Consider the following 26,570-nt stretch of genomic DNA (forward strand, 5'->3'; position numbering starts at 1 on the left):
GGAACTGCCCGATGAACCGATTCACGATGCGACTGACCAAGAGCGTGCTGTCGATGGCCTTTGCCGCCGCCGGCCTCTCCCTGCTGCCGCTGGCGCTGCCCACTGGCCATGCCGTGGCCCAGACCAAGGGCGGAACGCTGTCCGGTATCGTCCAGCCCGAGCCGCCGATCCTGGTGAGCGCGATGAACTCGCAGGCGCCGACCCAGTATGTCGCCGGCAAGATCTACCAGGGCCTGCTGACCTACAGCCCCGACCTGAAGCCGCAACCGGAACTGGCCAAGTCGTGGACCGTCTCGCCGGACGGCCTGACCTACACCTTCGAGCTGCAGAAGGGCGTGAAGTGGCATGACGGCAAGCCCTTCACCTCGGCCGACGTGGTGTTCTCGATCGACAAGATGCTGCGCGACGTGCACGTGCGCACGCGCGCGGTCATCAACAAGTACATGGCGTCGATCCGCGCGGTCAACGACAGCACCGTGGAGATCAAGCTCAAGGAGCCGTTCCCGCCGTTCATCTCGATGTTCGAGACCGGCACCATGCCGATGATGCCCAAGCACCTCTACGAAGGCACCGACTACCGCAACAACCCGGCCAACCAGAAGCCGGTCGGCACCGGACCCTTCATGTTCAAGGAGTGGAAGAAGGGCGCCTATATCAAGCTGGCCAAGAACCCCAACTACTGGAAGCCGGGCAAGCCCTACCTGGATGAGCTGGTGTTCTACGTGATCCCGGATTCCGCCTCGCGCGCCGTGGCCTTCGAGAAGGGTGACGTGCAGGTGCTGCGCGGCGGCGATGTCGACAACGTCGACGTCAAGCGCCTGCGCGCGCTGCCCAACGTCGAGTACACCACCAAGGGCTGGGAAATGTTCTCGCCGATGGCCAGCATGCTGCTTAACGAACGCAAGCCGCCGTTCGACAACGTGAAGGTGCGCCAGGCGGTGATGCACGTGCTCAACCGCAAGATGATCGTCAACAACATCTTCTTCGGCATGGGCAAGCCGGCGGTCAGTCCGTTTTCGTCGACCACGCTGTTCTTCGACAAAAACATGCCCGAGTACGACTTCAACCTGAAGAAGGCGCGCGAGCTGGTCAAGGCGTCGGGCGTGGAGGTGGGCAAGTACCCGGTCAAGATCCTGTCGACCTCGTACGGCGCCAACTGGGACCGCCTGGACGAGTACGTCAAGCAGATGCTCGAGCAGCTTGGCTTCAAGGTCAGCATCGAATCGGCCGACGCCGGCACCTGGTCGGCGCGCGTCAGCAACTGGGAATTCGACCTGACCACCACCTACACCTACCAGTACGGCGACCCCGCGCTGGGCGTGGAACGGCTCTACGTGACGCGCAATATCGTCAAGGGCACGCCGTTCGCCAACGTGCAGGGCTACAGCAACCCGAAGGCGGATGAGCTGTGGGCCAAGGCCGGCTCGACCATGGACATCGCGGAGCGCCAGAAGCTGTACAGCGAGCTGCAGAAGATCCTGGTGACCGACGTGGCCAATGCCAACCTGTTCGAGGTGGAGTTCCCCACGCTGTACCGCAAGCATGTCAAGAACCTCGTGACCACCGCCATCGGCCTGAACGAGTCCTTCGACAACGTCTCGATCGAGAAGAACTGAGCGAGACCGGAGCCGATGCCCGCGCCTGAGCCGGCGTGGGCATGAAATCCTGAAGCCTGAAATCCGCTGCCATCGCCGCGCCCCGCAACGAGGACGGCGAGGGCCAGCTGCATCCCAGTGCCGCGGTGGCCAGCCCGGCCGCCAGCGTGGAGCAAGCCGTGAACTTTCTATCCTTTCTTGGCGCCCGTCTCGGAAAGGCCGTCGTGGTCGTCCTTGGCGTGGTCGTCATCAACTTCTTCCTGATCCGGATGGCGCCGGGCGACCCGGCCACCGTGATGGCGGGCGAAGCCGGTGCAGGCGATGCCGCCTTCGTCAACCAGCTGCGCGAGCAGTTCGGGCTCGACAAGCCCGTGCTGACCCAGCTCGGCATCTATCTCAAGGGCGTGGCGCAGCTTGACCTGGGCTACTCCTACCGCAACCACCTGCCGGTGCTGGACTTGATCCTCGACCGCCTGCCCGCCACCTTCCTGCTGATGAGCGGGGCGTTTCTCTTTTCCATCGTGCTGGGCGTGCTGCTTGGCGTGATCGCGGCGCGCACCCGCTACGAGAACCGCCGCCGCTGGATCGACAGCGCGGTGATGTCGGGCGCGCTGCTGCTGTACGCGACGCCGCTGTTCTGGCTGTCGCTGATGGCCATCATCCTGTTCTCGGTGGTGCTGGGCTGGCTGCCCGCCTTTGGCATGGAGACCATCGGCGCCGGCTACACCGGCCTGGCCCGCGTCAAGGACGTGGCGCTGCACATGATCCTGCCGACGGTCTCGCTGGGTTGCTTCTTCATGGCCGTGTACGTGCGCCTGACGCGCGCGTCCATGCTCGAGGTGATGGGCATGGACTATGTCAAGACTGCACGCGCCAAGGGCGTCCCGGCCGGCCGCGTGATCCGCGTGCATGTGCTGCGCAACGCGCTGCTGCCGGTGATCACCTTCGCCGGCATCCAGCTGGGCCAGATGGCCGGCGGCGCGGTGCTGACCGAAACCGTGTTCTCGTGGCCGGGCATCGGCCGGTTGATGTTCGATGCGCTGCTGCAGCGCGACTACCAGCTGCTGCTCGGCATCTTCTTCGTGACCTCGGCGCTGGTGGTGTTCTTCAACCTGGTGACCGACGTGATCTACCGCTTTATCGACCCGCGCATTGCCGCGGGCGGCAAGGGAGCCACCGCATGAAAGCCTTCCTGCAACGTTATTGCCGCAACTACGGCGCGGTGATCGGCCTGCTGGTGCTGCTGGGAGTATTGGCACTTGCCGTGCTTGCGCCGGTCTTCTACGAAGAGTCGCCGTGGCTGATGGTGGCCGAGCCGCTGGTGCACCCGTTCACCGACCCGGCGCTTCCCTTTGGCACCGACATGCTCGGCCGCGACATCACCGCCGGCATGCTGTACGGCGCCCGCGTCTCGCTGCTGGTCGGCGTGATCTCCACCGCGGTGGCGCTTGCCGTCGGCATCGCCGTGGGTGCGATCGCGGGATATTGCGGCGGCCGCGTCGACGATGCGCTGATGCGCATCACCGAGTTCTTCCAGACCATTCCGCAACTGGCGATGGCAGTCGTGATCGTCGCCATCTTCAATCCGTCGATCTATTCCATCGTCGCCGCCATCTCCGTGGTGTCGTGGCCGCCGGTGGCGCGGCTGGTGCGCGGCGAATTCCTGTCGCTCAAGCAGCGCGAGTTCGTGCAGGCCGCGGTGGTGATCGGGCAGAAGCCGGTGCGCATCATCGCCACGCAGATCCTGCCCAATGCCATGTCGCCGATCATCGTCTCGGCGTCGTTCATGGTCGCCACCGCGATCCTGACCGAATCGGCGCTGGCCTTCCTGGGGCTGGGCGACCGCAACATGATGAGCTGGGGCTTCATGATCGGCGCGGCGCGAACCATGATCCGCGAAGCCTGGTGGATGAGCGTGTGGCCCGGCGTGGCGATCCTGCTGACGGTGCTGTCGATCAACCTGATCGGCGAGGGCCTGAACGACGCCATGAACCCGCAGCTGCGCCGCCGCGGCGAGTGAGCGCCCGCCCTGGACCAGCAAAGGAAAAAGTGATGAAGACCAGCGACCAAGCGCCCCTGCTGTCGATCCGCGATCTGTCGATCGCGCTGCCCGCGGGCGGCGACCGGCCCTACGCGGTGCGCGATATCTCCTACGACCTGCATGCCGGCGAGATCCTCTGCATCGTCGGCGAATCGGGTTCCGGCAAGTCGATGAGCGCCAACGCCATCATGGGCCTGCTGCCGGCCTACCTGAAGCCTGAGGCGGGCCAGATCCTGTTCAAGGGCCGCGATCTGCTGACGCAGGACGAAGCCACGCTGCTCGGCATGCGCGGCAAGGACATGGCCATGGTGTTCCAGGAGCCGCTGTCCGCGCTGAACCCGGTGATGACCGTCGGCGACCAGATCGCCGAGGTCATGCGCGTGCACAACGCCTATCCGGGCGAGGCGCGTGCGCGCCGCGTGCTCGAGCTGCTGGAGTTCGTCGGTCTGCCCGATCCGGCCACGCTGATGCATGCCTATCCGTTCCGGCTGTCGGGCGGCCAGCGCCAGCGCGTGGTGATCGCCATGGCGCTGGCGCTCGAACCGGCACTGCTGATTGCCGACGAGCCGACCACCGCACTCGACGTCACCACGCAGGCGCAGATCCTCGACCTGATCCGCCGCATCCAGGCCGAGAAGGGCATGGGCGTGATGTTCGTGACCCATGACTTCGGCGTGGTCGCCGAGATCGCGGACCGCGTGGCGGTGATGGAGAAGGGCGTGCTGGTGGAGATGGGCAGCGCCGACCAGGTGTTGAACCGTCCGCAGCATCCCTATACCAGGCGGCTGATCGGCGCGGTGCCGCATGGCCGTGCCGGCGAGCGCGGGCGCAACGAGAACGAGACCGTGCTGGAAGTGCGCGACCTGCGCAAGACCTACGTGACCGGCGGTGGTCTCTTTACCAGGAAGCGCGTGGTGCATGCGGTGGATGGCGTCAGCTTCACGGTACGCCGCGGCGAGACGCTGGGAATCGTCGGCGAGTCCGGCTCGGGCAAGTCGACCATTGGCAAATGCCTGCTGCGCCTGACGGATATCGATGGCGGGGCGCTGATGTTCGATGGGCAGGACATCGCCCGCCTTTCCGAGCGCCAGTTCCGTCCGCTGCGCCGCGACGTGCAGATGATCTTCCAGGATCCGTTTGCGTCGCTCAACCCGCGCCATACGGTGGGCCGCATCATTACCGATGGCCCGGTCGCCAACGGCGTGCCGCTGGCCGCCGCGCAGGCGCGCGCGCGTGAGCTGCTGCAGCTGGTGGGGCTGGAGGCGTCCGCGTTCGACCGCTATCCCAACCAGTTCTCCGGCGGCCAGCGCCAGCGCATCGGCATCGCGCGGGCGCTTGCGCTCGAACCCAAGCTGCTGGTGGCCGACGAATCGGTCTCGGCGCTCGATGTCTCGGTGCAGGCGCAGGTGTTGGAACTGCTGGCCGACCTGCAGAAGCGCCTGAACATCGGCCTGATCTTCATCACCCACGACCTGCGCGTGGCCGCGCAGATCTGCCACCACGTGATCGTGATGCACAAGGGCCGCGTGGTCGAGTCCGGTCCGCCAGGGCAGATCTTCGATGCGCCCCAGCACGCCTATACCCAGCGCCTGATCGGCGCGATTCCCGGCAAGGAATGGGATCCCACACTGATCCGCGCCGCCGCCTGAGCGGCGCGCGCACCCACCACGTCGCAACCGCGAAGACAAACTGGAGAGAAGTATGAAGAACGCCGAACTGGTTCGCCGCAAGGACGCCGCCACCCCGCGCGGCGTGGGCGTGATGTGCAATTTCTACGCCGAGCGTGCGCTGAATTCGGAAATCTGGGATGTCGAGGGCAAGCGCTATATCGACTTCGCCGCCGGCATCGCCGTGCTCAATACCGGCCACCGCCATCCGCGCCTGGTCGAGGCCGTCGAGCAGCAGCTTGGGCGTTTCACTCACACCGCCTACCAGATTGTGCCCTATGCCAGCTATATCGAGCTGGCCGAGAAGATCAACCGCCGTGCGCCGGGGCGCTCGGCCAAGAAGACTGCCTTCTTCACCACCGGCGCGGAGGCGGTGGAGAACGCCATCAAGATCGCACGCGCGGCCACCGGCCGGCCCGGCGTGATCGCGTTTTCCGGCGGCTTCCACGGCCGCACCATGATGGGCATGGCGCTGACGGGCAAGGTCGCGCCGTACAAGATCGGCTTCGGGCCGTTCCCGGGCGAGGTCTACCACGCGCCATACCCGTGCGCGCTGCACGGCGTCAGCACCGAGGACTCGCTCAAGGCGCTGCAGCACCTGTTCAAGGCGGACATCGATCCCAAGCGCGTCGCCGCGATCATCTTCGAACCCGTGCAGGGCGAGGGCGGCTTCAACGTCGCGCCGACCGATTTCGTGCGCGCGCTGCGCGCGGTCTGCGACGAGCACGGCATCCTGCTGATTGCCGATGAAGTGCAGACCGGCTTCGGCCGCACCGGCAAGCTGTTCGCGATGGAACACTACGACGTGGCGCCGGACCTGACCACCATGGCCAAGAGCCTGGCCGGCGGCATGCCGCTGTCGGCAGTGTGCGGGCGCGCCGAAGTGATGGACGCGCCCGCGCCCGGCGGGCTGGGCGGCACGTATGCCGGCAATCCGCTGGCGGTGGCGTCGGCGCTGGCGGTGCTTGACGTGCTCGAAAGCGAAAAGCTGATCGAACGCGGCGCCGAGCTGGGCCAGCGTTTGATGACGCGCGTGGAAAGCCTGCGCCCGCGCGTGCCGCAGATCGCCGAAGTGCGCGGCGTCGGCGCCATGGTCGCGGTGGAATTCCGCCAGGCCGACGGCAGCCCCGATCCCGACTTTACGCGCACGGTGCAGAACCGCGCGCTGGAGAAGGGCCTGCTGCTGCTGTCGTGCGGCGTGTACGGCAACGTCATCCGCTTCCTGTTCCCGCTGACGATCCAGGACGCGGTGATGAACGAAGGCCTGGACATCCTGGCCGAGGCACTGACCCGCTGACCCGTACAGATCCATCGATACCAAAGAGACTAGCCATGCAACTCAAGGACTCCGGCCTGCTGCGCGCGCAGGCCTATATCGCCGGCAACTGGCAGGATGCCGACAGCGGCGCCAACTTCACCGTCACCGATCCCGCCAGCGGCGCCTTGATCGGCACCGTGCCCGGCATGGGCGCGGCCGAAACGCGCCGCGCCATCGACGCCGCGCAGGCCGCGCAGGCCGGCTGGCGCCGCAAGACCGCACGCGAGCGCGCCGCGGTGCTGCGCGCCTGGTACGAACTGATGCTGGCCAATGCCGACGACCTCGCGCTGCTGATGACCACCGAGCAAGGCAAGCCGCTGGCCGAAGCGAAGGGCGAAGTTATTTATGCAGCTTCCTTCCTCGAATGGTTCGCCGAGGAAGCCAAGCGCGTCAGCGGCGACGTGCTGGCCACGCCCGCCAACGACAAGCGGCTGGTCGTGGTCAAGGAGCCTGTCGGCGTGTGCGCGGCGATCACGCCGTGGAACTTCCCGCTCGCCATGATCACCCGCAAGGCCGGCCCGGCGCTGGCCGCGGGCTGCGCCATGGTGCTCAAGCCGGCCGAAGACACGCCGCTGTCGGCGCTGGCGCTGGCGGTGCTGGCCGAGCGTGCCGGGCTGCCGGCGGGGCTGTTCAGCGTGATCACGGGCGACGCCATCGCCATCGGCGGCGAGCTCACGGCTAACCCCGTGGTGCGCAAGCTCAGCTTTACCGGCTCGACCGAGGTGGGCCGCATCCTGATGCGGCAGTCCGCCGACACCATCAAGAAGCTCTCGCTGGAACTCGGCGGCAACGCACCGTTCATCGTGTTCGACGATGCCGACCTCGACGCGGCGGTGGAGGGTGCCATTGCCTCCAAGTATCGCAACGCCGGCCAGACCTGTGTCTGCGCCAACCGGCTCTATGTGCACGACAAAGTCTATGACGCGTTCGCTGAGAAGCTGGTAGCCGCGGTAGCAAAGCTGAAGGTCGGCTACGGCGTCGAGCCGGGCATATTGCAAGGCCCGCTGATCAACGGGGACGCGGTGGCCAAGGTCGAGTCGCATATCGCCGACGCGCTCGGCAAGGGCGCGCGCCTGCTCACCGGCGGCAAGCGCCATGCGCTGGGCGGCACCTTCTTCGAACCGACCGTGCTGGCCGACGTGACGCCCGCCATGCGCGTGGCCCGGGAAGAAACCTTCGGCCCGCTGGCGCCGCTGTTCCGCTTCTCCACCGACGAGGAAGCGATCGCGATGGCCAACGATACCGAATTCGGCCTGGCCTCCTACTTCTTCAGCCGCGATATCGGCCGCGTCTGGCGCGTGGCCGAGGCGCTGGAATACGGCATGGTCGGCATCAATACCGGCCTGATTTCCAACGAGGTGGCGCCGTTCGGTGGCGTCAAGCAGTCGGGCCTGGGCCGCGAGGGCTCGAAGTACGGCCTCGACGAATACCTGGAGATCAAATACCTGTGCATGGGCGGGGTGGACCGCGGGGTGGGCCAATGAACGCGCCGCAAGACCGGCCCAAAGCCGTCGGCACCGTGCAGGTCGACTACGAGCGCGTGATCGTGACCGAGTGGCGCTTCGCGCCCGGCGCCGAGACCGGCCAGCATCGCCACGGTTTCGACTATGTGGTGGTGCCGATGACCACCGGCGCGCTGCGCTTGCAGACCCCGGCCGGAGAGGTCACCAGCCAGCTGGTCGCCGGCCAGGCTTACTACCGTCCGGCGGGCGTCGAGCACAACGTCATCAATGCCCACGAAGGCGAATGCGTGTTCGTGGAGATCGAGATCAAGCCGGCGGCCGGTGCCGCGGGCGCAGGAGGTAGCCAATGAGCCAAGCCACTCCCACGCTGCGCGAGCGCAATGGCGGGCAGATCCTTGTTGAGCAGCTGCGCATCCAGGGCGTGCGGCGCGTGTTCCTGGTGCCGGGCGAGAGCTACCTGCCGTGCATCGATGCGCTGTACGACCATCAGGACGCGATCACGCCGATCGTCTGCCGCCAGGAAAGCGGCGCAGGCTACATGGCCGAGGCCCACGGCAAGCTGACCGGCGAGCCCGGCGTCTGCTTCGTCACGCGCGGCCCCGGCGCGACCAATGCCAGCATCGCCGTGCACACCGCGTTCCAGGACTCCACGCCGATGATCCTGTTCGTGGGGCAGGTGGGCAACGATTTCTACGAGCGCGAGGCCTTCCAGGAAATCGACTACCGCCGCATGTTCGGCCAGATGGCCAAGTGGGTCGCGCAGATCGACCGCACCGACCGCATCCCCGAGTTCATCGCGCGCGCCTTCGCGGTGGCGACCAGCGGCCGGCCCGGCCCGGTGGTGCTGGCGCTGCCGGAGGACACGCTGTGGGGCAAGGCCACCGTGGCCGACATGCCGCGCTACGTGCGCAGCCACGCCGCGCCGGCGCCGCACGCGCTGGCATCGCTGGCCGCGATGCTGGAACAGGCTGAGCGTCCCTTCCTGATGATCGGCGGCTCCGGCTGGACTCCCGAGGCGATGCGGCAGATGGCAGGCTTCGCCGAACGCTTCGGCCTGCCGGTGGGACTGGCGTGGCGCCGCCTGGAGTGCTTCGACAACCACCATCCCAACTATGCCGGCCATGTCGGCTGGGGCATGGGCGAGGCATTGCGCGCGCGCATCCGCGAGTCGGACCTGCTGATCGCCGTCGGCACCCGCATGGGCGAGGCCACCACCGAGGGCTATACCTTGGTGGAAAGCCCGCTGCCGCGCCAGCGTCTGGTGCATGTGTATCCCGATCCGGAGGAACTGGGCCGCGTGTTCCGCGCGGACGTGCCCATTGTCGCTGACGTCGTCTCATTCGCGGCCGCGGTGGACAGCCTGCGCCCGGCGCGGGAACACAACCGCGCGGCACTGGTGGAGCGCGCACGGCACGACTACCTCGACAGCCAGAAGGCGCTGCCCGCCCCAGGCCCGCTGAACCTGAACCAGGCCGCCTGCCTTGTGCGCGAACGTCTGCCCGAGGATGCCTGCATCACTGTCGGCGCCGGCAACTACGCGGTCTTTCCACACACCTATTACCGCTACAAGGGCGTCGGCACCAGCCTTGCGCCCACAGTGGGCTCGATGGGCTACGGCCTGCCGGCGGCCATCTCGGCCAAGCTGGAGCATCCGGAACGCACCGTGGTCTGCTATGCGGGCGACGGCTGCTTCCAGATGAACCTGCAGGAGCTGGGCGTGGCCATGCAGTACCGCCTCGGCATCGTGGTGCTGGTGTTCAACAACGGCATCTGGGGCACGATCCGCGCCCACCAGGAACGCGAGTTCCCCGGCCGGACCATCGCGCTGGGCTTCGAGAACCCGGAGTTCGCCGAACTGGCGCGCGCCTACCGCGGCTATGGCGAGGTGGTGTCGAGCGACGCCGAATTCGGTCCCGCGCTGGATCGTGCCCTCGACTTTGCCAGCACGCACAGCATGCCTGCGCTGCTGGAACTGCGTTACGACCCCGACGGCATCGCGCCCGGCATGACCCTGTCCGGCATCCGCGCGGCGGCACTGGCGCGCCAGGCGGCAGGCTAAACCGGGGCTTCCCTTCACAAAAAAATCTAATCCATGCGTGCTTTCTTCTCGGATGATCAGTTGCTGCACGAGCCCCGCCAGTTCATGCGCGCGGGCCGGTTGTGCGCGCCGACCGACGTGCCGGCCCGCGCAGCGGCACTGCAGCGCGCGCTTGCCGCGCGCGGCGTCGAACTAACGGCGCCGCCCGATTGCGGGCGCGTGCCGCTGGAAGCGGTGCACAGTCCGGCCTATCTCGACTTCCTCGCCAGCGCCTGGGCGCGCTGGCAGGAACTGGCGCGCCCGGGCTTCGAGCCCGGCATCGAAGTCCTGCCCAATCTTTCGCCGTATCACAACGGCAAGGTCGGCGAGCCGCGCCGTCCCGTGTGTCCCACCGATTCGGTGATTGCCCAGGCCGGCTACTACCTGGGCGACCTCAGCTGCCCGCTCGGGCCGGACAGCTGGCGCGCGATCCTGCGCGGCGCGCACAGCGCGGTCGCGGCGGCACGCCACGTGTGCGAGCGGCAGGACGGCGCCGGCATGGCCTACGCGCTGTGCCGTCCCTCCGGCCACCACGCCCACAGCGACCGCGCGGCCGGCTTCTGCTACGTCAACAACTCGGCCATCGCGGCACAGACGCTGCTGGCCCGGTTCGGCAAGGTGGCGGTGCTCGACGTCGATGCGCATCACGGCGACGGCACCCAGCAGATTTTCTATCACCGTTCGGATGTGATGACGATTTCGCTGCATGCCGATCCGGCGGATTACTACCCGTTCTATACCGGCTATGCAAACGAGCGCGGCTATGGCGCGGGCTACGGCTACAACCTCAACTTTCCGCTGCCCCACGGCAGCGGCGATGCGGAATTCCTGTCGGCGCTCGACGGCGCGCTGGACGCGCTGCGCGACTATCGCCCGCAGGCGGTGGTGCTGGCGCTGGGCTTCGATACCTACGAGAGCGATCCGATCAGCGTGCTGAAGGTCAGCATGGATGGCTACCGCGGCATCGGCGAGCGCATCCATGCACTGGGCCTGCCGACGGTAGTGGTGCAGGAGGGGGGGTACGAGGTCGAGGCCATCGGCCGCGGGCTGGACGCATTCCTGGCGGGTTTCGCACCTGCGACCGCTCAGGCCTGAATGGCGCAATCACCAATACCGGGAGAACCGCAATGACTAGCAAGATCGCCGTCAACAGCCAGCGCCTGTGGCAATCGCTGATGGACCTGGCACGGATCGGCGCCACGCCGAAGGGCGGCAATGCGCGGCTCGCGCTGACCGCGCTCGACGGCCAGGGCCGCGATCTGGTATGTGGCTGGATGCGCGATGCGGGCCTGACCGTGACGGTGGACCGCGTCGGCAATATCTTCGGTCGCCGCGCCGGGCGCAACGATGCGCTGCCGCCGGTGATGACCGGCAGCCATATCGATACGCAGCCGACCGGCGGCAAGTTCGACGGCTGCTTCGGCGTGCTGGCCGGGCTGGAAGTCATGCGCACGCTCAACGACCATGGCGTGACCACCGAAACGCCGCTCGAGCTCGCCATCTGGACCAACGAGGAAGGCACGCGCTTCGTGCCGGTGATGATGGGCTCGGGCGTGTTCGCCGGGATTTTCCCGCTGCAGACCGCGCTGGACGCCACCGATACCGATGGCAAGCGCGTGGCGGACGAACTGCAGGCTATTGGATATGCCGGCACCGACGAAGTGGGCGGGCGGCCGGTGGGAGCGTATTTCGAGGCGCATATCGAACAGGGCCCTGTGCTGGAAGCGGCGGACAACGTGATCGGCGTGGTCACCGGCTCGCTCGGGCTGCGCTGGTACGACGTGACCGTGACCGGCATGGAATCGCACGCCGGCCCCACGCCGATGCCGTTGCGCCGCGACGCGCTCTATGGCGCCACCCACGTGATGCAGGAAGTGGTTCGTATCGCGCATGACTTCGCGCCGCACGGACGCGGTACGGTGGGCGTGGTCAATCTCCATCCCGGCTCGCGCAACGTGATCCCCGGCGCGGTGAAGTTCACGGTCGACCTGCGCCACGAAGATGCCGGCAAGCTGGCCGAGATGGATGCCCGCTTCCGCGCCGTGTGCGAGGCGCTGGCACAGGGCAAGACCACCGGTGCCACCTTCGACGTGAAGGTCGAAGATGTGCAGTATTTCCCGCCAACCCCGTTCGCGCCGGAACTGGTGGACCACGTGCGCCGTGAGGCCGTGGCGCGCGGCTACAGACAGCAGAACATCGTTACCGGCGCCGGTCACGATGCCGTCTACATGGCGAGCGTGACCCCGACCGCGATGATCTTCGTGCCCTGCAAGGACGGCATCAGCCACAACGAAGTGGAAGATGCCAGCCCCGAGCACCTGGAAGCGGGCGCCAACGTGCTGCTCGGCGCAATGCTCGCGCAGGCTGGCGCATGACCGCCGCGGCGCGGGACGGGTCCGGCTGGTGGCGTGGCGGGCTGCTGTTCCTGTGCGTGGTGACGCTGTTCGCTACCGTGGACGCCACCGCCAAGCACCTGGTCGGCCGATATCCCGCGCCGTTTCTCAACGCTGTGCGCTACGGCGCCACGCTTGCGGTAGCGGTGGCCATGCTAGCCAGCTCTGGCCAGCTGCGCTTCTGGCACACCCCGCACCGCGGCCTGCTGATGCTGCGAGGTCTGATGCTCGCTGTGGTCGGCACCTGCTTCATGACCGCGCTGCTGTGGATGCCGCTGGCCGAGGCCACGGCCATCTATTTCATGGCGCCGCTGATGGTGGTGGGCCTGTCGCCGTGGATGCTGGGCGAGAAGGTCGGCCTGCGCCAGTGGCTGGCGGTAGGCGCCGGCTTCTGCGGCATGCTGCTGATCGTACGGCCCGGAGGCGCGGTGTCGTGGCTTGGCACCGTGCTGATGCTGGTCGCCACGCTGGCCTATGCCATGTTGCAACTGCTGACCCGGCGCATGGCGGGGCAGGTCGATGCGCGCGTGCAATACGGTTTTGCCGCGCTGATCTGCATGGTCGCCACCGGTGTGCCGGCGCCGTTCTTCCCGCCGCCGGTCTGGCCCGATCTGGCCGACTGGCTGGCGATCCTGGCCATGGGCCTGATGAGCGCCGCGGCGCAGGTACTGCTGATCCTGGCGCTGCAGCGCGCCCCGGCATCGCGGCTGGCACCGCTGAACTATTTCCACCTGTTGCTGGCACTGGTCTACAGCGCGCTGTGGTTCGGCCGCTGGCCCGACGCGCTGGCGCTGGCCGGCATCGCCCTGATCGTGGTCGCGGGCCTGACGCAGACGCTGCCGTCGCCCGCGGCCCTGTCAACCAAACGAGGAACCTCATGAGCGAAACACGCGACCTGTCTTACTGGCAGGCCCGGGCAGCCGCACTGCGCCCGCAACACCGCGCCTATATCGGCGGCGAATGGACCGATGCCGCCGACGGCGCCACCTTCGACACCATCAACCCCGCCACCGGTGCGGTGCTGGCCAAGGTGGCGGCATGCGGCGCGGCCGACGTCGACCGAGCCGTCGCGGTGGCGCGCCAGGCCTTCGAGCAAGGCGTCTGGTCCGGCCTGGCGCCGCGCGAGCGCAAGGCCGTGCTGCTGCGCCTGGCCGCGCTGATCGAAACGCACCGTGAGGAACTGGCCTTGCTGGAAACGCTCGACATGGGCAAGCCCATCGGCGATACGCTGGCCTACGACATCCCGGAAGCGGCGCGCACCTTCGCGTGGTACGCCGAAGCCATCGACAAGATCTACGACGAAATCGCCCCCACCGGCGGCAATGTGCTCGCCACCATCACGCGCGAACCGCTTGGCGTGGTGGCGGCTGTAGTGCCCTGGAACTATCCGCTGTTGATGGGCAGCTGGAAGGTCGCGCCCGCGCTGGCTGCCGGCAATAGCGTCATCCTCAAGCCGGCTGAGCAGTCGCCCCTCACTGCCCTGCGGCTCGCCGAGCTGGCGGCGGAGGCCGGCATTCCCCCCGGCGTGTTCAGCGTCGTGCCCGGACTGGGCGCACAAGCCGGGCAGGCGCTTGGCCTGCACCCCGACGTGGATTGCATCGCCTTCACGGGCTCCACGGCCACCGGCAAGCGGTTCATGGAGTATTCCGGCCAGTCCAACCTGAAGCGTGTCTGGCTCGAATGCGGCGGCAAGTCGCCGCACATTGTGTTCGACGACTGCCCCGACCTCGCGCGCGCCGCGCAGGCCGCCGCCATCGGCATCTTCAACAACCAGGGCGAGATCTGCATCGCCGGGTCGCGCCTCTATGTCCAGCGCGCCATCTATGAGCCGTTCATGGAGAAGCTGGAGGCGTATGCCCGGGCAATGCAGCCCGGCGACCCGCTCGACCCGGCCTCCGCCATGGGCGCTATCGTCGACGCGCGCCAGCTCGACCGCGTGATGTCCTATGTGGACGGCGGGCAGCGCGAAGGGGCGAGGTTGCGTCTGGGCGGCGAACGCGTCCGCACGGACACTGGGGGCTATTTCCTGCAGCCGACCATCTTCGAATGCCCGAGCCAGTCGCTCAGCATCGTGCGCGAGGAGATCTTTGGTCCGGTGCTGGCCGTGACGATGTTTGATACCGAGGAGGAAGTGGTGCGCATGGCCAACGACTCGCCTTATGGGCTCGGCTCAGGGTTGTGGACCGCCAACCTGTCACGCGCACACCGTGTCTCGCGTCGGCTGCGGGCCGGGCTGGTGTGGGTCAACTGCTATATGGATGGCGATATCACGGTACCGTTTGGCGGGGTCAAGCAATCGGGCTCCGGGCGAGACAAGTCGTTGCATGCGTTGGACAAATACAGCGACCTGAAGACTACGTGGATCAGGCTGGACTAAAGCCCGGCAATCACCGGGTCGGGCATGGTTGGTGAATCCAGAGATTGCACCGGTTGCCGGGCGGTGTCTCAATCGATCAGCTTCCCCTGTGCGTCGAAGAACGGATACGCAGGTCCATGGTCCCCGATGGCAACGGCATGGGTGACCAGTCCGTGCACGGGATGCCACCAGTGCAGCAGCATGCCCGGCGGCTCCATCCGGAAGCGCGAAGCCGCCTGCGGGTCGAGGTCCAGCGCGACCTGGTGGGCCGGGCCGGGCGCGGTCATGGCGACGGTGCCGCCGAAGCGCCGGGTGATATGCCGATGCAGATGGCCGCACAGCACCCGCTCCACTTGTGGATGGCGCCGCACCACGGCCTCGAGCAGCGCTGCGTTCTGCAGACCCTGCTGGTCCATGTGGCCGATGCCTGTGTGGAAAGGCGGGTGATGCAGCATCAGCAGGGTGGGACGCTGCGGCGCGGCGTTCAGTGCGGCTTCCAGCCATGGCAGCGCCTCCGGGTCCACGCGCCCGCCGCTTTGGCCTGGGACGGTGCAGTCGAAGGCAATCAGCGTCAAGGGCCCCGCGTCGATGCGGTAATGGACCGGGGCATCGGCATCGCCAGCGGCGAACAGATAGGCGTGATCTGCGAATACGCGGCGCAGCGCGCCGCGGCTGTCGTGATTGCCCGGCATCAGCCGCACCGGCATTGGCAAAGATTCAAGGATCGCCCGCAGGAAGCGATATTCATCCTCGCTGCCGAAGTCGACCAGGTCGCCGGTCACCACCGCAATGTCGGGGCGCTGCGGCAACGCCAGCAGCGTGTCGATGCACTGGCGCAGGGCGCCCGCGGTATCGACGCGCCGGTAGGAGAGCTTGCCGCCCGCCTTGATATGCAGGTCCGTGATGTGGGCGACCAGGTAGGGAGTGGCCTGGGGGGCGCTCTGCGTCATGCCGCGCTCCCTACTGACACCGAGGGCGCAGCGGGCACCGTCAGCAGATGGCCGGTATCGATGCGCAGGCCAACGCGGTCGCCGGCCACCCAGCGGTCGCGCCGCGCGGTATCGAGCACGATGGGGGCAGGTGCGCCGACATCGACCAGCAGCCGGGTCGCATGGCCAAGGAACAGGGCCGTGACGACACTGCCGGCCACGTGGACGTCGGGCGCATTCGGTGCGTCGGCCAGCGCTACGTCCTCGGGCCGGAACATCAGCTCCACCTGCGCCACCTCGATGTGCCGCGGCTCGCGCGGCAAGGCGCCACCCGGCACGCGCCATACCTGGTGATCCGCGGCCGCCGGCAAGCGATTCATGGTGCCGATGAAGTCGGCGACGAAGGCATTGGCCGGATGGCGGTAGATGTCCTGCGGCGTGCCGCTTTGCGCGATGCGCCCCTTGTCCATCACGATGATCCGGTCGCCCAGCGCCATCGCCTCGGCCTGGTCGTGCGTGACATACACCGTGGTGATGCGCAGGCTGCGCAGCAGCTGGTTGATATCGGCGCGCAGCGCATCGCGCAGCTTGGCATCGAGCGCCGTCAGCGGTTCGTCCAGCAGCAGCACACGCGGCTGCACGGCGATGGCGCGCGCCAGCGCCACGCGCTGGCGCTGGCCCCCGGACAGCTGGTCGACGCGCCGGTTGGCGAAGGCGCCCAGCTGCATCATGGCGAGCATGTCGTCGACCCGGCGCCGGCGGGTCTGTGGGTCGACCTTGCGCACACGCAGGCCATAGCCGATATTCTCGGCCACGGTCATATTGGGGAACAGGGCATAGTTCTGGAACACCATGCCGACGCCGCGCTGTTCGATCGGGAGGTGCGTGACCGCTGCGCCGCCGAACAGGACCTCTCCGCCCGTATCGGGAAATTCCAGCCCCGCGATCATCCGCAGCGTGGTGGTCTTGCCGCAGCCCGACGGACCGAGCAGCACGACAGTTTCGCCGGCACCGATGTCCAGGTCCAGTGGTTCGAGCGCGCGCGTGCCGTCGGGGAACGTCTTGCCGCATTGGCGCAGGGCGATGGTGGTAGGCTCATGCATGGCGGGGGGCCTCCGGCTGTGGCTGGGACTGCGGCGCGTTGTCCAGGCCGCCAGGTGGGTTCAGTGAAGTGGTGACCGTGCCGGCGAACGGCATGGCCGTGTCCTGCACCACATGTCGCTGGGCCCGCGCACCCAGCGCGGAAACCATTTGCATGACCACCAGCAGCGGAATGATCATCAGGAAAAACACGATGGTGTAGGCCGAGCCGATCTCCAGGCGCATCGAGGCGTAGCTGTCGGCGAGCCCGACCGGAAGCGTCTGCGTGGTGGGCGTATGGAGCATCCATGTCAGGTTGAACTCTCCGACCGAAAGCGTCACCACCATCAGCGCGCCGGCGAGAATCCCTTGCCGGCAATTCGGCAGCACCACGGTGAAAAAACGCTGCATGCGGGTCGCGCCGAGGCTGGCGGCGGCGTCCTCGAGCGTGCGGATATCGATGGCGGACATGATGGCCAGCACCGAGCGCACCATGAAGGGCAGGGTGAACAGTACATGCCCGATCAGGATGAAGACCCAACTGGTGCGCAGCCATGGCAGGCCCCCATACAGCAGGATCAGGCCGAGCGCGGTCGCAAGTCCGGGGATCGCCACCGGCAACATCAGCAGTTCCTCGATCAGCCGCGTCACGCGGCTGCGGCGCAACGCCATGTAATAGGCGGCCGGAACGCCGAGCACCAGCGTGCAGGCCAGGCACGCCAGCGCGATCCATAGCGACAGGAAGATGGTGTTGCGGTACAGGCCCCACACTTCCTCGACCCAGCGCGTGGTCAGGCCGCTCTGCAGCCCGACGAAGATATTGCTGGTGAGGCCGGCCAGCACCGACAGCGCCACGGGGACGGTCATGAACGCGCAAACGGCGAGCGTCAGTGCCAGTTGCGCCCAATAGGCGGAGCCGCGACGGTTGGTCTTCATGCTTGCTCCTACGCGGTGGCGGCAACCGCGTTGCCGGAAAGATGACGCGCCACCGCCAGCAGGGCCCAGGTCACGACACCGAGCAGGATGGACAGCGCGGCGGCCATGCCGAAGTTGGCGTAGTTGGTGAACTCGTTGTAGATGGTGAGCGGCAGCACATCGAGTTGCGTGGCAAGGGTGAAGGCGGTGCCGAACGCGCCCATGCTGGTGGCGAAGCAGATCGCGCCGCTGGAGATCAGCGCGGGCATCAGCGCCGGCAGCATCACGTCGCGCACCACGCGCCACCGGCCGGCACCCAGTGAGCGGGCCGCTTCCTCCAGCGAGGCGTCGAGTTTTTCGACCGCCGCCATCACGGTCAGGATCACGCGTGGAATCGAGAAGTACAGGTAGCCGACGAACAACCCGGCCATGCCATAGGCAAAGGTCCAGCGCTCGCCTGCAAGCAGGTCGCCCACCGATGCGAGCAGGCCGTTGCGGCCGCCCAGCATGATGACCATGAATCCGATTACCACGCCGGGAAAGGCCAGCGGAAAGGTCAGCATGGCGACCAGCACCGGCTTGCCCGGCACCGGGTGCCGCTGCAGGAAGGTCCCCGCCACGCCGGCGATCGCCAGCGTGGCCAGCGTCACCGAGGCCGACAACAGCACCGTGGACAGCAGGCTGTGCAGGTAGCGCGGGCTCGACAGCACGGTCCAGTAGACTCCCGCGCCGTTTTCGCCCGCCACGCTGACCGCGAGCAATTTGGCCATCGGCAGGCAGAAGAACGCCAGGAAAACGATCAGCGCCGGCAGCGCGAAGACGATCAGCGTGCGGGCGGCTGGCGCAGTGGTGCGACGGCGCATGGGTTTCTCCATCTTGAGAGGGGCTGGCTGGCCGGGGCGACGCGCGCCCCGGCGCGGCGTCAGCGCACTTCCTTCAGGTACTGGTCGCTGAAGGCTTTTTGCACTTCGGCCATCTTGCCGTAGTCGATGGTCTTCGCGCGCGCATAGTCCGCGGCCGGCAGGAAGCGGGATTCCACTTCCTTCGACACGGCCTTGGCCCGTACCGGGCGCAGATAGGCATTGGCCCACAGCGACTGGCCGGCATCGGACAGCACGAAGTCGAGCACCTTGCGGGCTTCCGCAGGATGCGGCGCCTTGTTGACCATGCTCATGACGTAGGGCACCACCAGCGAGCCCTCCCTGGGAATCACGAAGGCAACGTTGGCGCGATCCTTGTAGCGCGCGCGATAGGCGTTGAAGTCGTAGTCCAGCAGGATCGGGATCTCACCGGACAGCACGCGCGCGTACGCGGTCTGCTTCGGCACGATGGGCTGGTTCTTCTGCAGGTCCTTGAAGAACTTGAGCGCCGGGCCGAAGTTGTCCAGCGAGCCGCCCAGGGCCTGGTTGATCGCCACCGCACCCACATAGCCGACAAAGGCGCTGGCCGGGTCGAGATAGCCAACCATGCCCTTGTACTCGGGCTTCTGCAGGTCGGCCCACGACTGCGGCACCGGTTTGCCGCGCAACGCGTCGACATTGACCATCAGGCCCAGCGTGCCCGAATGGATGGCAAACCAGTGGCCCTGCGGGTCCTTCAGGCCGTCGGGGATGTCATTCCAGTTGGCGGGCTTGTAGGGGGCCGTCACGCCTTCCTTCTGGGCCTGGATGCCGAACGTCACGCCGTAATACACCACGTCGGCCACCGGATTGGCTTTTTCCGCGACGATCTGGGCCAGCGACTGGCCCGAGTTCTTGTTGTCGTGCGGCACCGTGACGCCGGTCTTTTCCTTGATCGCGCGGATCTGCGCTGCCCAGTCCGCCCATTCCGGCGGGCAGTTGTAGCAGATTGCCGTTTGCGCGGCCGCGGCGTGGCTGAATACGACCGCGCCAACCGTGGGCAGCAGCCAGCGCAAGCGGCGCAGCCAGGACGAAGTCGATTGCATGATGCACTCCTTTTCTAGATACGACGGTGGTGGAAAACGGCGTAGGACGCGGCGATGTCGGCGCTGCTTCGGTTGCGGTGCCGCTAAGGCGGCGGCCCGACGGTAGCGCCTTCGCGCAGCGCGTGCGGCAGCAGCGTCGCGCGCGGCAAGCGGGGGTCAGGCGCGGCCCCGGCGCTGGCAGGCTCCAGCCGCGCCAGCAGGCAGCCCAGCGCACCGGCACCGATCTCGTGGTTGGGCTGCGCCACGGTGGACAGCGGCGGTTCCAGCAACTGGCCGAGTTCGATGCCGTCGTAGCCGAGCACGGATACATCGCCGGGCACGGACAGTCCCAGGCGCTTCAGGATGGAAATCACACCGATCGCCAGCATGTCGTTGGTACAAAACAGCGCGGTCGGCGCGGAAGGCGCCGTGACGAATTGCCGGATGCGCTCGACCTCCGCCGGCGTCTGCGAGGGCGTATGGGCCGGCAGGGACAGCGGCGGCAACGGCTGCAGGCCATGCGCGCGCATCGCGTCCTGGTAACCCATGTGGCGCTGCCTGGCGCGGTCGGACGCGACGAAGGCGCCCGACACCACCGAGATGCGCCGATGCCCGGCAGCGATCAGCGTCTCGACGCCGGCGCGCGCGCTGACGCGGTTGTCCACCGATACCGAATAGCGTTTGCCCCGGCGCGCTCCCTGGTTGTACGCAAGGACATAAGGCACGCCTTCGGCATCCAGCTGTTCCAGCACCGCGCTGCGGGCCGCATCGGCCACCGTCAGCACCATGCCGTCGACGCGGTGACGCAGCAGATATTCGATCCGCTCGCGTTCGCGCGCCGGGTCGTAGCGGCTGGTCACCAGCATCAGCGAATAGCCTTGCGCCAGCGCCGCCTCCTCGATGCCGCGCCAGCATTCGGCAAACACGGCATTCTCCAGCGTCGGCAGCATGACCCCCACGATGCGCGAGCGCTGGGCCCGGAGCTTGGCCCCCAGCAGGTTGGGGCGGAAGCCAAGCTCATCCGCCGCCTGCAATACGCGCCCGGCGGTGTCCTGGCGGACCAGCTCCGGATTGCTGAACACGCGCGAGGCGGTCGCCAGCGACACGCCCGCGGCCCTGGCGACATTGACCAGGGTCGCGCCATTGGATGGCGCGGGCGAAGCGGCGAGGGAGGTGGCGTTGCGGCGCATTCGGCAGTAGTCGGAATCAGTGCAGGAGTCGGCAGCAGTCGGTGCAGAAGAAAATGAAAACGTTTTCATTCAAGCCGCAAAAAAACGGGTGTCAAGGACAACCGTTGGTGCGGTGCGCCGCAGGACAACCGGCGCGGCCACGCGAATGGCCTGGAAGGCCGAACGAGGGCGATTGTGCGGGGCGCAAGTGACAGCGGGATGACACTAGCGGGCAGGAACCAGCCACGGACCCTTCGCGCGAGGCGCCAAATTTAAACGTGTCCCCGTATTGCGCTGGTCCGGCAACATACGCTATAGTTCGGCCTCTCTGCTGCGGCGCTGGTACGAAAGTACGCTGCAGCGGGCACCGACACAGGAGTGGTAGTTCAGTCGGTTAGAATACCGGCCTGTCACGCCGGGGGTCGCGGGTTCGAGTCCCGTCCACTCCGCCAGCTTTATGAAACGCCTGCGCCAGCGGGCGTTTTTCATTTGTGGCTCATGTTCGCCACCCAGCACATAGGGCGCTTGCCCACCGGCTCCTGATAGAATCGCGGAGTTTGTCTTTCGTGCCAATCCACTACCCGAATCCGCATGCTTGATTTCGTACGCAACAACCGGCGCCTGATGCTCTTGCTGCTGCTGGTGCTTGTTTTCCCGTCGTTCGTGTTCTTCGGCGTGGAAAGCTATTCGCGCTTCATGGACAGCTCGCACGATGCGGCCAAGGTCGACGGCCGGGCCATCAGCGTGCAGGAGGTCGACAACGTGGTGCGCGACCAGAGCGAGCGCGCGCGCCAGATCCTCGGCGCCAACTATGATCCGCGCCAGTTCGAGGGCCCGGAGGCACGCAAGGCCGTGCTCGATCAGCTGATCCAGCAGCGCGTGATGGCCAATGCGGTGGCCAGCGAGCACCTGACGGTGTCGGATGCCAAGCTGGTCGAAGAGATCAACAGCCTGCCGGCGATTGCTCAGCTGCCGCGCGGCAAGGACGGCAAGATCGACGACAAGGCCTACCTGCAGCTGCTGCAGTCCCAGGGCATGACGCCCGAGCAGTTCGATGCGCGCATGCGCTTCGAGCTGGCCACGCAGCAACTGGGCGCGTCGATTGCCGCGACGGCGTTCGTGCCAAAGTCGCTGATCGAGCGCCTGATGGCGGTGCGCGACCAGCAGCGCGAGGTGCAGGCGCTGCTGTTCAAGCCTGCCGGCTACACCGCCAAGGTGCAGCCCGACGCCGCCGCGCTGAAGGCCTACTATGACAGCCACCAGCAGGACTTCTCGGTGCCGGAGCAGGCCAAGGTGGAATACCTGGTGCTGTCGGGCGAGGCCCTGGCCGCGTCGCAGGCGGTGACGCCGGAAGAGCTGAAGTCGTACTACGAAAGCAATATCGCGCGCTTCCGCGTCGACGAGCAGCGCCGCGCCAGCCACATCCTGATCAGCGCGCCGAAGGATGCCCCGGCGGCGCAGCGCCAGGCCGCCAAAGACAAGGCGACCAAGCTGCTGGAAGAAGTGCGCAAGCAGCCGGACAGCTTCGCCGACGTCGCGCGCAAGAACTCGCAGGACCCGGGTTCGGCCGAGAAGGGCGGCGACCTCGGCTTCATGGGCCGCGGCGCGCTGGTCAAGCCGTTCGAGGACGCCATGTACGCGCTCAAGGAAGGCCAGATCAGCGACGTGGTCGAGACCGACTTCGGCTACCACATCATCAAGCTGACCGGCACCAAGCCCGCCGAAACCAGGCCGCTGGAGGCCGTGCGCACCGAGCTGGAAGCCGAGCTGCGCAAGCAGTTCGCCGACAAGAAGTTTGCCGAGCAGGCCGATGCCTTCGGCAATACCGTCTACGAGCAGGCCGACAGCCTCAAGCCCGCCGCCGACAAGTTCAAGCTGACCATCCAGACCGCCGACAACGTCACGCGCCAGCCGAATCCGGCGCTGGGCGCGCAGAGCCCGCTGAACAACGAGAAGCTGCTCAAGGCACTGTTCAGCGACGACGCGATCAAGAACAAGCGCAACACCGAAGCGGTGCAGGTCGCCCCCAACACGCTGGTGGCCGCCCGCATCGTCGCGTACCGCCCGGCGACCGTGCGCAAGTTCGAGGAAGTCGAAGCGCAGGTGCGCGAAGGCTATGTCGCGCAGCAGGCGTCGGCGCTGGCGCGCAAGGATGGCGAGGCGCGCCTGGCCGCGCTGAAGCAGGCCGACAGCGCCGAGGGCTTTGGCCCGGTGCAGACGGTGTCGCGCACCAAGGCCGAGGGCATGACGCCGCAGGCCGTGGAAGCCGTGATGCGCGCCGATGCCGCCAAGCTGCCGGCGCTGGTCGGTGTCGACCTGGGCGCGCAGGGCTATGCGGTCTATCGCATCACCAAGGTCAGCCAGCCGCCGCAGGCCGATCCGGCCCGCCGCCAGGCCGAGGCACAGCAGCTGGCGCAGCTGGCCGGCCAGACCGACCTGCAGGCCTTCTATGAAAGCCTGAAGGCCCGCTCCAAGGTCAAGCTGCTGACGCCGGCCGGTGCGACCCAGGAGCAAGGCGCCGAGTGATCCGCGCCGGGCCGGCACCACGCCGGCCTCACCTGAATCAAGAACCCCTGCCACGCGGCAGGGTTTTTTTTATGGTCACTTCGCGGCGCTGCGCTTGAGCAGTGGCTTGAGCTGCGGCCACACCGTCTCGAGCAAGGCGGGCTGCGCCGCAGCAGTCGGGTGGATGCGGTCGGGCTGGAACCAGTCCTGCCGCGCGATCACCTGGTCGAGGAAGAAGGGCACCAGCCGCACCTTGTATTCCCCCGCCAGCCTGGGATAGAGCGAGACGAACTTTTCGGTGTAGTCCTGGCCATAGTTAGGCGGTATGCGCATCCCGATCAGCAACACGCTGGCGCCGGCCTGCTGCGCCGTGGTGACGAGGTTGCGCAGGTTGGCCTCGGTGGAGTGCAGCGGCAGGCCGCGCAGCGCATCGTTGGCGCCCAGCTCGATCACCACGATGGCGGGGCGGTGCCGCGACAGCAGCTCGGGCAGGCGGGTCTTGCCGCCGATGGTGGTCTCGCCGCTGATGCTGGCATTGACGACGCTATAATCGAAGCGCTCCTGCCGCAGCCGGTCCTGCAGCAGCGTGACCCAGCCCGCGCCGCGCGCGATGCCGTATTCGGCCGACAGGCTGTCGCCCAGTACCAGCAGCGCGGGGGCGGTGGCCCGGGCCGCGGTCTTGGCCGGAGCCTGGGCCCGCGCCGGTCCGGCAGCCGAAATCGCCAGCGCCATGCCGGCTGCCAGCAGCAGCCTGCGCTTTTTCCCTCGGATCCCTATATCCATGTCTTCTTCCATTCTTGCAGTCGAATCCCTTGGAAAGACCGTAGCCGACACGACCGGTTCGCTGACGATTTTGCACGACGTGACGTTTTCCGTCACGCCGGGCGAAACGCTCGCCATCGTGGGCGCGTCCGGATCCGGCAAGTCTACGCTGCTGGGCCTGCTCGCCGGGCTGGACCTCCCCAGCACCGGCACGGTGCGGCTGCAGGGCCACGACCTGTATGCGCTGGACGAGGACCAGCGCGCCGCGGTGCGCGGCCGGCATGTCGGCTTCGTGTTCCAGTCGTTCCAGCTGGTGGGCCACCTGACCGCGCTGGAAAACGTGATGCTGCCGCTGGAGCTGCGCGGCGAGACCGCGCAGGTGCGCGAGCGTGCGGTCGACATGCTGCAGCGCGTGGGCCTGGGCGCGCGCCTGGGCCACTACCCGCGCACGCTGTCGGGCGGCGAGCAGCAGCGCGTGGCACTGGCGCGCGCCTTCGTCGCGCGCCCCGACATCCTGTTCGCCGACGAACCGACCGGCAGCCTCGATACCGCCACCGGCGAAGCGGTGATCGCGCTGATGTTCGAGCTGAACCGCGACGCCGGCTCGACGCTGGTGCTGGTTACGCACGACCGCTCGGTGGCGTCGCGCTGCGGGCGCGTGCTGACCATCGACGCCGGCCACGTGGCCAGCGACGAATGGATCGGCCTCGAGGTCTAGCGGCTAGCTGGCCGCGCCGGCCTGCAGCACCGCGCGGGCGCGCGCGATCAGCGCGGCGGTGGAGGCATCGTGCTGGCCGGTGGCGGTGCCGGCCAGTTCGGCCTCGATCGGCCGCGCCAGGATCTTGCCCAGCTCGACGCCCCACTGGTCGAACGAGTTGATGCGCCACACCACGCCCTGCACGAAGGTACGGTGCTCGTACAGCGCAATCAGCGCCCCCAGCACATTGGGTGTCAGGTCCTCCATCAGCAGCGTGTTGCTGGGGCGGTTGCCGTCGAACACCATATGCGCGATGCGCACCTCGTCCTTCAGCCCGGCGGCGCGCAGCTCGTCAGCGCTGCGTCCGCGCATCAGCGCCTCCGCCTGCGCGAAGCAATTGGCCAGCAGCTTGGCGTGATGGCCCGGCAGCCGGCGTGGCGGCACCAGCGGCGCGACGAAATCCACCGGCACCACCTGCGAGCCCTGGTGGATCTGCTGGAAGTACGCGTGCTGGCCGTTGGTACCGGCCGTGCCCCACACCACCGGCGAGGTATGCGTACGGACGGGCTGGCCGTCGAGCTGCACCGACTTGCCGTTGCTCTCCATCTCCAGCTGCTGCAGGAAGGCGGGGAACAGTTCCAGCGAGGTCGAGTAAGGCGCCATGCAGCTGGTGGGCAGGTTCCAGAAGTTGCGGTACCAGATGCCCAGCATGCCGAGGATCACCGGCATATTGCGCTCCAGCGGCGCGCTGCGGAAATGCTCGTCCATCGCGCGTCCGCCGGCGAGCAGGTCGGCAAAGGCATCGAAGCCCACCGCCAGCGTGATCGACAGGCCCACCGACGACCACAGCGAGAAGCGCCCGCCGATCCAGTCCCAGAACTCGAACATATTGGCCGGGTCGATGCCGAACTCGCGCACCGCCTCGGTATTGGTCGAGACCGCGACGAAGTGCTTGGCCAGGTCCTGCTCGGCCACGCCGCCGGCGACAAACCACGCGCGCGCGCTGCGCGCGTTGGCCATGGTCTCGAGCGTGGTGAAGGTCTTGGAGCAGACGATCACCAGGGTGCGCTGCGGATCCAGCCGCACCAGGGTCTCGGCCAGGTCGGTGCCGTCGACATTGGAGACGAAGTGCATGCGCGGCGCGGTGTTGCCGTCTGCATCGGCGAGATGCGACAGCGCCCGGCACACCATGCGCGGCCCCAGGTCGGAGCCGCCGATGCCGATGTTGATGACATCGGTGATGCGCTCGCCGGTCGCGCCCTTCCAGGCGCCGCTGCGCACACGCGCGGAGAAGTCGCGCATGCGCGCCAGCACCTGCTGGATGGCCGGCACCACGGCTTCGCCGTCGACCTTGTAGCCGGCGCCGGCGGTGGCGCGCAGCGCCACGTGCAGGGCCGCGCGATCTTCGGTGGTGTTGATATGCTCGCCCGCGAACATCGCGTCGCGACGGCGGGTGACGCCGGCCTCGGCCGCGAGCTGCATCAGCAGGCTCATGGTCTGCGGCGTGATGCGGTTCTTCGAGTAGTCGAGATAGAGGCCGGCGGCCTCGAGCGAGCATTGCGCGACGCGCTGTGCGCCTTCGCGATCGAACCAGTCGCGCATCTGGGCGTCGCGAAGGGTGTCATGGTGCCGCAGCAGGGCATTCCAGGCGTGAAGGTCAGTGGGCATGCAGGACTAGC

The 26,570-nt window shown here is 67.5% G+C and carries 22 protein-coding genes and 1 tRNA gene; 15 read left to right on the forward strand and 8 right to left on the reverse strand.

Annotated elements, in window-relative coordinates:
* Positions 1–11: 11 nt before the first annotated feature.
* The 12 genes from C7416_RS22365 (at position 12) to C7416_RS22420 (ending at position 14,931) form a co-directional block, all read left to right on the forward strand.
* On the forward strand, positions 12–1,616 hold the full coding sequence (locus C7416_RS22365; protein WP_111520962.1) for an ABC transporter substrate-binding protein: 1,605 nt from the start codon (positions 12–14) through the stop codon (positions 1,614–1,616).
* 158 nt (positions 1,617–1,774) lie between these two features.
* Positions 1,775–2,779, forward strand: coding sequence for an ABC transporter permease (locus tag C7416_RS22370; RefSeq protein ID WP_111521070.1), 1,005 nt, complete (start codon positions 1,775–1,777; stop codon positions 2,777–2,779).
* Positions 2,776–3,615, forward strand: coding sequence for an ABC transporter permease (locus C7416_RS22375; protein WP_111520963.1), 840 nt, complete (start codon positions 2,776–2,778; stop codon positions 3,613–3,615). The genes C7416_RS22370 and C7416_RS22375 overlap by 4 nt, the downstream gene beginning before the upstream one ends.
* A 32-nt stretch (positions 3,616–3,647) precedes the next feature.
* Positions 3,648–5,285, forward strand: a complete 1,638-nt coding sequence (locus C7416_RS22380; protein WP_111520964.1) for an ABC transporter ATP-binding protein — start codon at positions 3,648–3,650, stop codon at positions 5,283–5,285.
* A 52-nt stretch (positions 5,286–5,337) separates the two neighbouring features.
* The gene (gene gabT, locus C7416_RS22385) at positions 5,338–6,600 is read left to right on the forward strand and encodes a 4-aminobutyrate--2-oxoglutarate transaminase (protein WP_111520965.1); all 1,263 of its coding nucleotides are present in this window, start codon (positions 5,338–5,340) and stop codon (positions 6,598–6,600) included.
* Between the two features lie 35 nt (positions 6,601–6,635).
* Positions 6,636–8,105 carry an NADP-dependent succinate-semialdehyde dehydrogenase gene (gene gabD, locus C7416_RS22390; protein ID WP_111520966.1) on the forward strand — a complete coding sequence of 490 codons (1,470 nt, stop codon included), beginning with the start codon at positions 6,636–6,638 and terminating at the stop codon, positions 8,103–8,105.
* Positions 8,102–8,434 carry a cupin domain-containing protein gene (locus C7416_RS22395; RefSeq protein WP_111520967.1) on the forward strand — a complete coding sequence of 111 codons (333 nt, stop codon included), beginning with the start codon at positions 8,102–8,104 and terminating at the stop codon, positions 8,432–8,434. The genes gabD and C7416_RS22395 overlap by 4 nt, the downstream gene beginning before the upstream one ends.
* Positions 8,431–10,143, forward strand: coding sequence for a thiamine pyrophosphate-binding protein (locus tag C7416_RS22400; RefSeq protein ID WP_111520968.1), 1,713 nt, complete (start codon positions 8,431–8,433; stop codon positions 10,141–10,143). Before C7416_RS22395 ends, C7416_RS22400 begins: the two co-directional genes overlap by 4 nt.
* A gap of 33 nt (positions 10,144–10,176) precedes the next feature.
* Complete coding sequence (locus tag C7416_RS22405) at positions 10,177–11,256, forward strand: histone deacetylase family protein (protein ID WP_111520969.1); 1,080 nt, start codon at positions 10,177–10,179, stop codon at positions 11,254–11,256.
* Positions 11,257–11,288: 32 nt separating this feature from the next.
* Positions 11,289–12,536 carry a Zn-dependent hydrolase gene (locus tag C7416_RS22410; RefSeq protein ID WP_111520970.1) on the forward strand — a complete coding sequence of 416 codons (1,248 nt, stop codon included), beginning with the start codon at positions 11,289–11,291 and terminating at the stop codon, positions 12,534–12,536.
* Entirely contained in the window at positions 12,533–13,435 is a 903-nt protein-coding gene (locus C7416_RS22415; protein ID WP_111520971.1) for a DMT family transporter, read from the forward strand. Before C7416_RS22410 ends, C7416_RS22415 begins: the two co-directional genes overlap by 4 nt.
* On the forward strand, positions 13,432–14,931 hold the full coding sequence (locus C7416_RS22420; protein ID WP_111520972.1) for an aldehyde dehydrogenase: 1,500 nt from the start codon (positions 13,432–13,434) through the stop codon (positions 14,929–14,931). The genes C7416_RS22415 and C7416_RS22420 overlap by 4 nt, the downstream gene beginning before the upstream one ends.
* Positions 14,932–14,999: 68 nt before the next feature.
* Here C7416_RS22420 and C7416_RS22425 read toward each other — a convergent pair whose 3' ends face one another.
* From C7416_RS22425 to C7416_RS22450, 6 genes are all read right to left on the reverse strand, one after another.
* The gene (locus tag C7416_RS22425; protein ID WP_111520973.1) at positions 15,000–15,860 is read right to left on the reverse strand and encodes a phosphodiesterase; all 861 of its coding nucleotides are present in this window, start codon (positions 15,858–15,860) and stop codon (positions 15,000–15,002) included.
* Positions 15,857–16,942 (reverse strand): ABC transporter ATP-binding protein, encoded by a 1,086-nt coding sequence (locus C7416_RS22430; RefSeq protein WP_111520974.1) that lies wholly within the window; start codon positions 16,940–16,942, stop codon positions 15,857–15,859. The genes C7416_RS22425 and C7416_RS22430 overlap by 4 nt, the downstream gene beginning before the upstream one ends.
* Positions 16,935–17,855: an ABC transporter permease gene (locus C7416_RS22435; protein WP_111520975.1), complete on the reverse strand. Its 921-nt coding sequence runs from the start codon at positions 17,853–17,855 to the stop codon at positions 16,935–16,937. The genes C7416_RS22430 and C7416_RS22435 overlap by 8 nt, the downstream gene beginning before the upstream one ends.
* Before the next feature lie 8 nt (positions 17,856–17,863).
* A complete protein-coding gene (locus tag C7416_RS22440; RefSeq protein WP_111520976.1) occupies positions 17,864–18,697 on the reverse strand; it encodes an ABC transporter permease in 834 nt (277 codons plus the stop codon).
* Positions 18,698–18,756: 59 nt separating this feature from the next.
* Positions 18,757–19,779, reverse strand: a complete 1,023-nt coding sequence (locus C7416_RS22445; protein WP_111520977.1) for an ABC transporter substrate-binding protein — start codon at positions 19,777–19,779, stop codon at positions 18,757–18,759.
* An 83-nt stretch (positions 19,780–19,862) separates the two neighbouring features.
* Positions 19,863–20,948 (reverse strand): LacI family DNA-binding transcriptional regulator, encoded by a 1,086-nt coding sequence (locus tag C7416_RS22450; RefSeq protein WP_111520978.1) that lies wholly within the window; start codon positions 20,946–20,948, stop codon positions 19,863–19,865.
* Positions 20,949–21,302: 354 nt separating this feature from the next.
* Between C7416_RS22450 and C7416_RS22455 the strand changes: the two genes are divergently transcribed.
* Positions 21,303–21,379, forward strand: a tRNA-Asp gene (locus tag C7416_RS22455).
* A gap of 139 nt (positions 21,380–21,518) precedes the next feature.
* Complete coding sequence (locus C7416_RS22460) at positions 21,519–23,453, forward strand: SurA N-terminal domain-containing protein (protein ID WP_111520979.1); 1,935 nt, start codon at positions 21,519–21,521, stop codon at positions 23,451–23,453.
* Positions 23,454–23,528: 75 nt separating this feature from the next.
* Here C7416_RS22460 and C7416_RS22465 read toward each other — a convergent pair whose 3' ends face one another.
* On the reverse strand, positions 23,529–24,215 hold the full coding sequence (locus tag C7416_RS22465; RefSeq protein ID WP_111520980.1) for an arylesterase: 687 nt from the start codon (positions 24,213–24,215) through the stop codon (positions 23,529–23,531).
* On the opposite strand from C7416_RS22465, the gene C7416_RS22470 reads away from it, so the two are divergent.
* The gene (locus C7416_RS22470) at positions 24,214–24,912 is read left to right on the forward strand and encodes an ABC transporter ATP-binding protein (protein WP_111520981.1); all 699 of its coding nucleotides are present in this window, start codon (positions 24,214–24,216) and stop codon (positions 24,910–24,912) included. The two genes, C7416_RS22465 and C7416_RS22470, sit on opposite strands and share 2 nt — an antisense overlap.
* Before the next feature lie 3 nt (positions 24,913–24,915).
* Here C7416_RS22470 and pgi read toward each other — a convergent pair whose 3' ends face one another.
* A complete protein-coding gene (gene pgi / locus C7416_RS22475; protein ID WP_111520982.1) occupies positions 24,916–26,559 on the reverse strand; it encodes a glucose-6-phosphate isomerase in 1,644 nt (547 codons plus the stop codon).
* Positions 26,560–26,570: the final 11 nt, after the last annotated feature.

Source organism: Cupriavidus phytorum, assembly GCF_003254285.1.
GTDB lineage: Bacteria > Pseudomonadota > Gammaproteobacteria > Burkholderiales > Burkholderiaceae > Cupriavidus > Cupriavidus phytorum.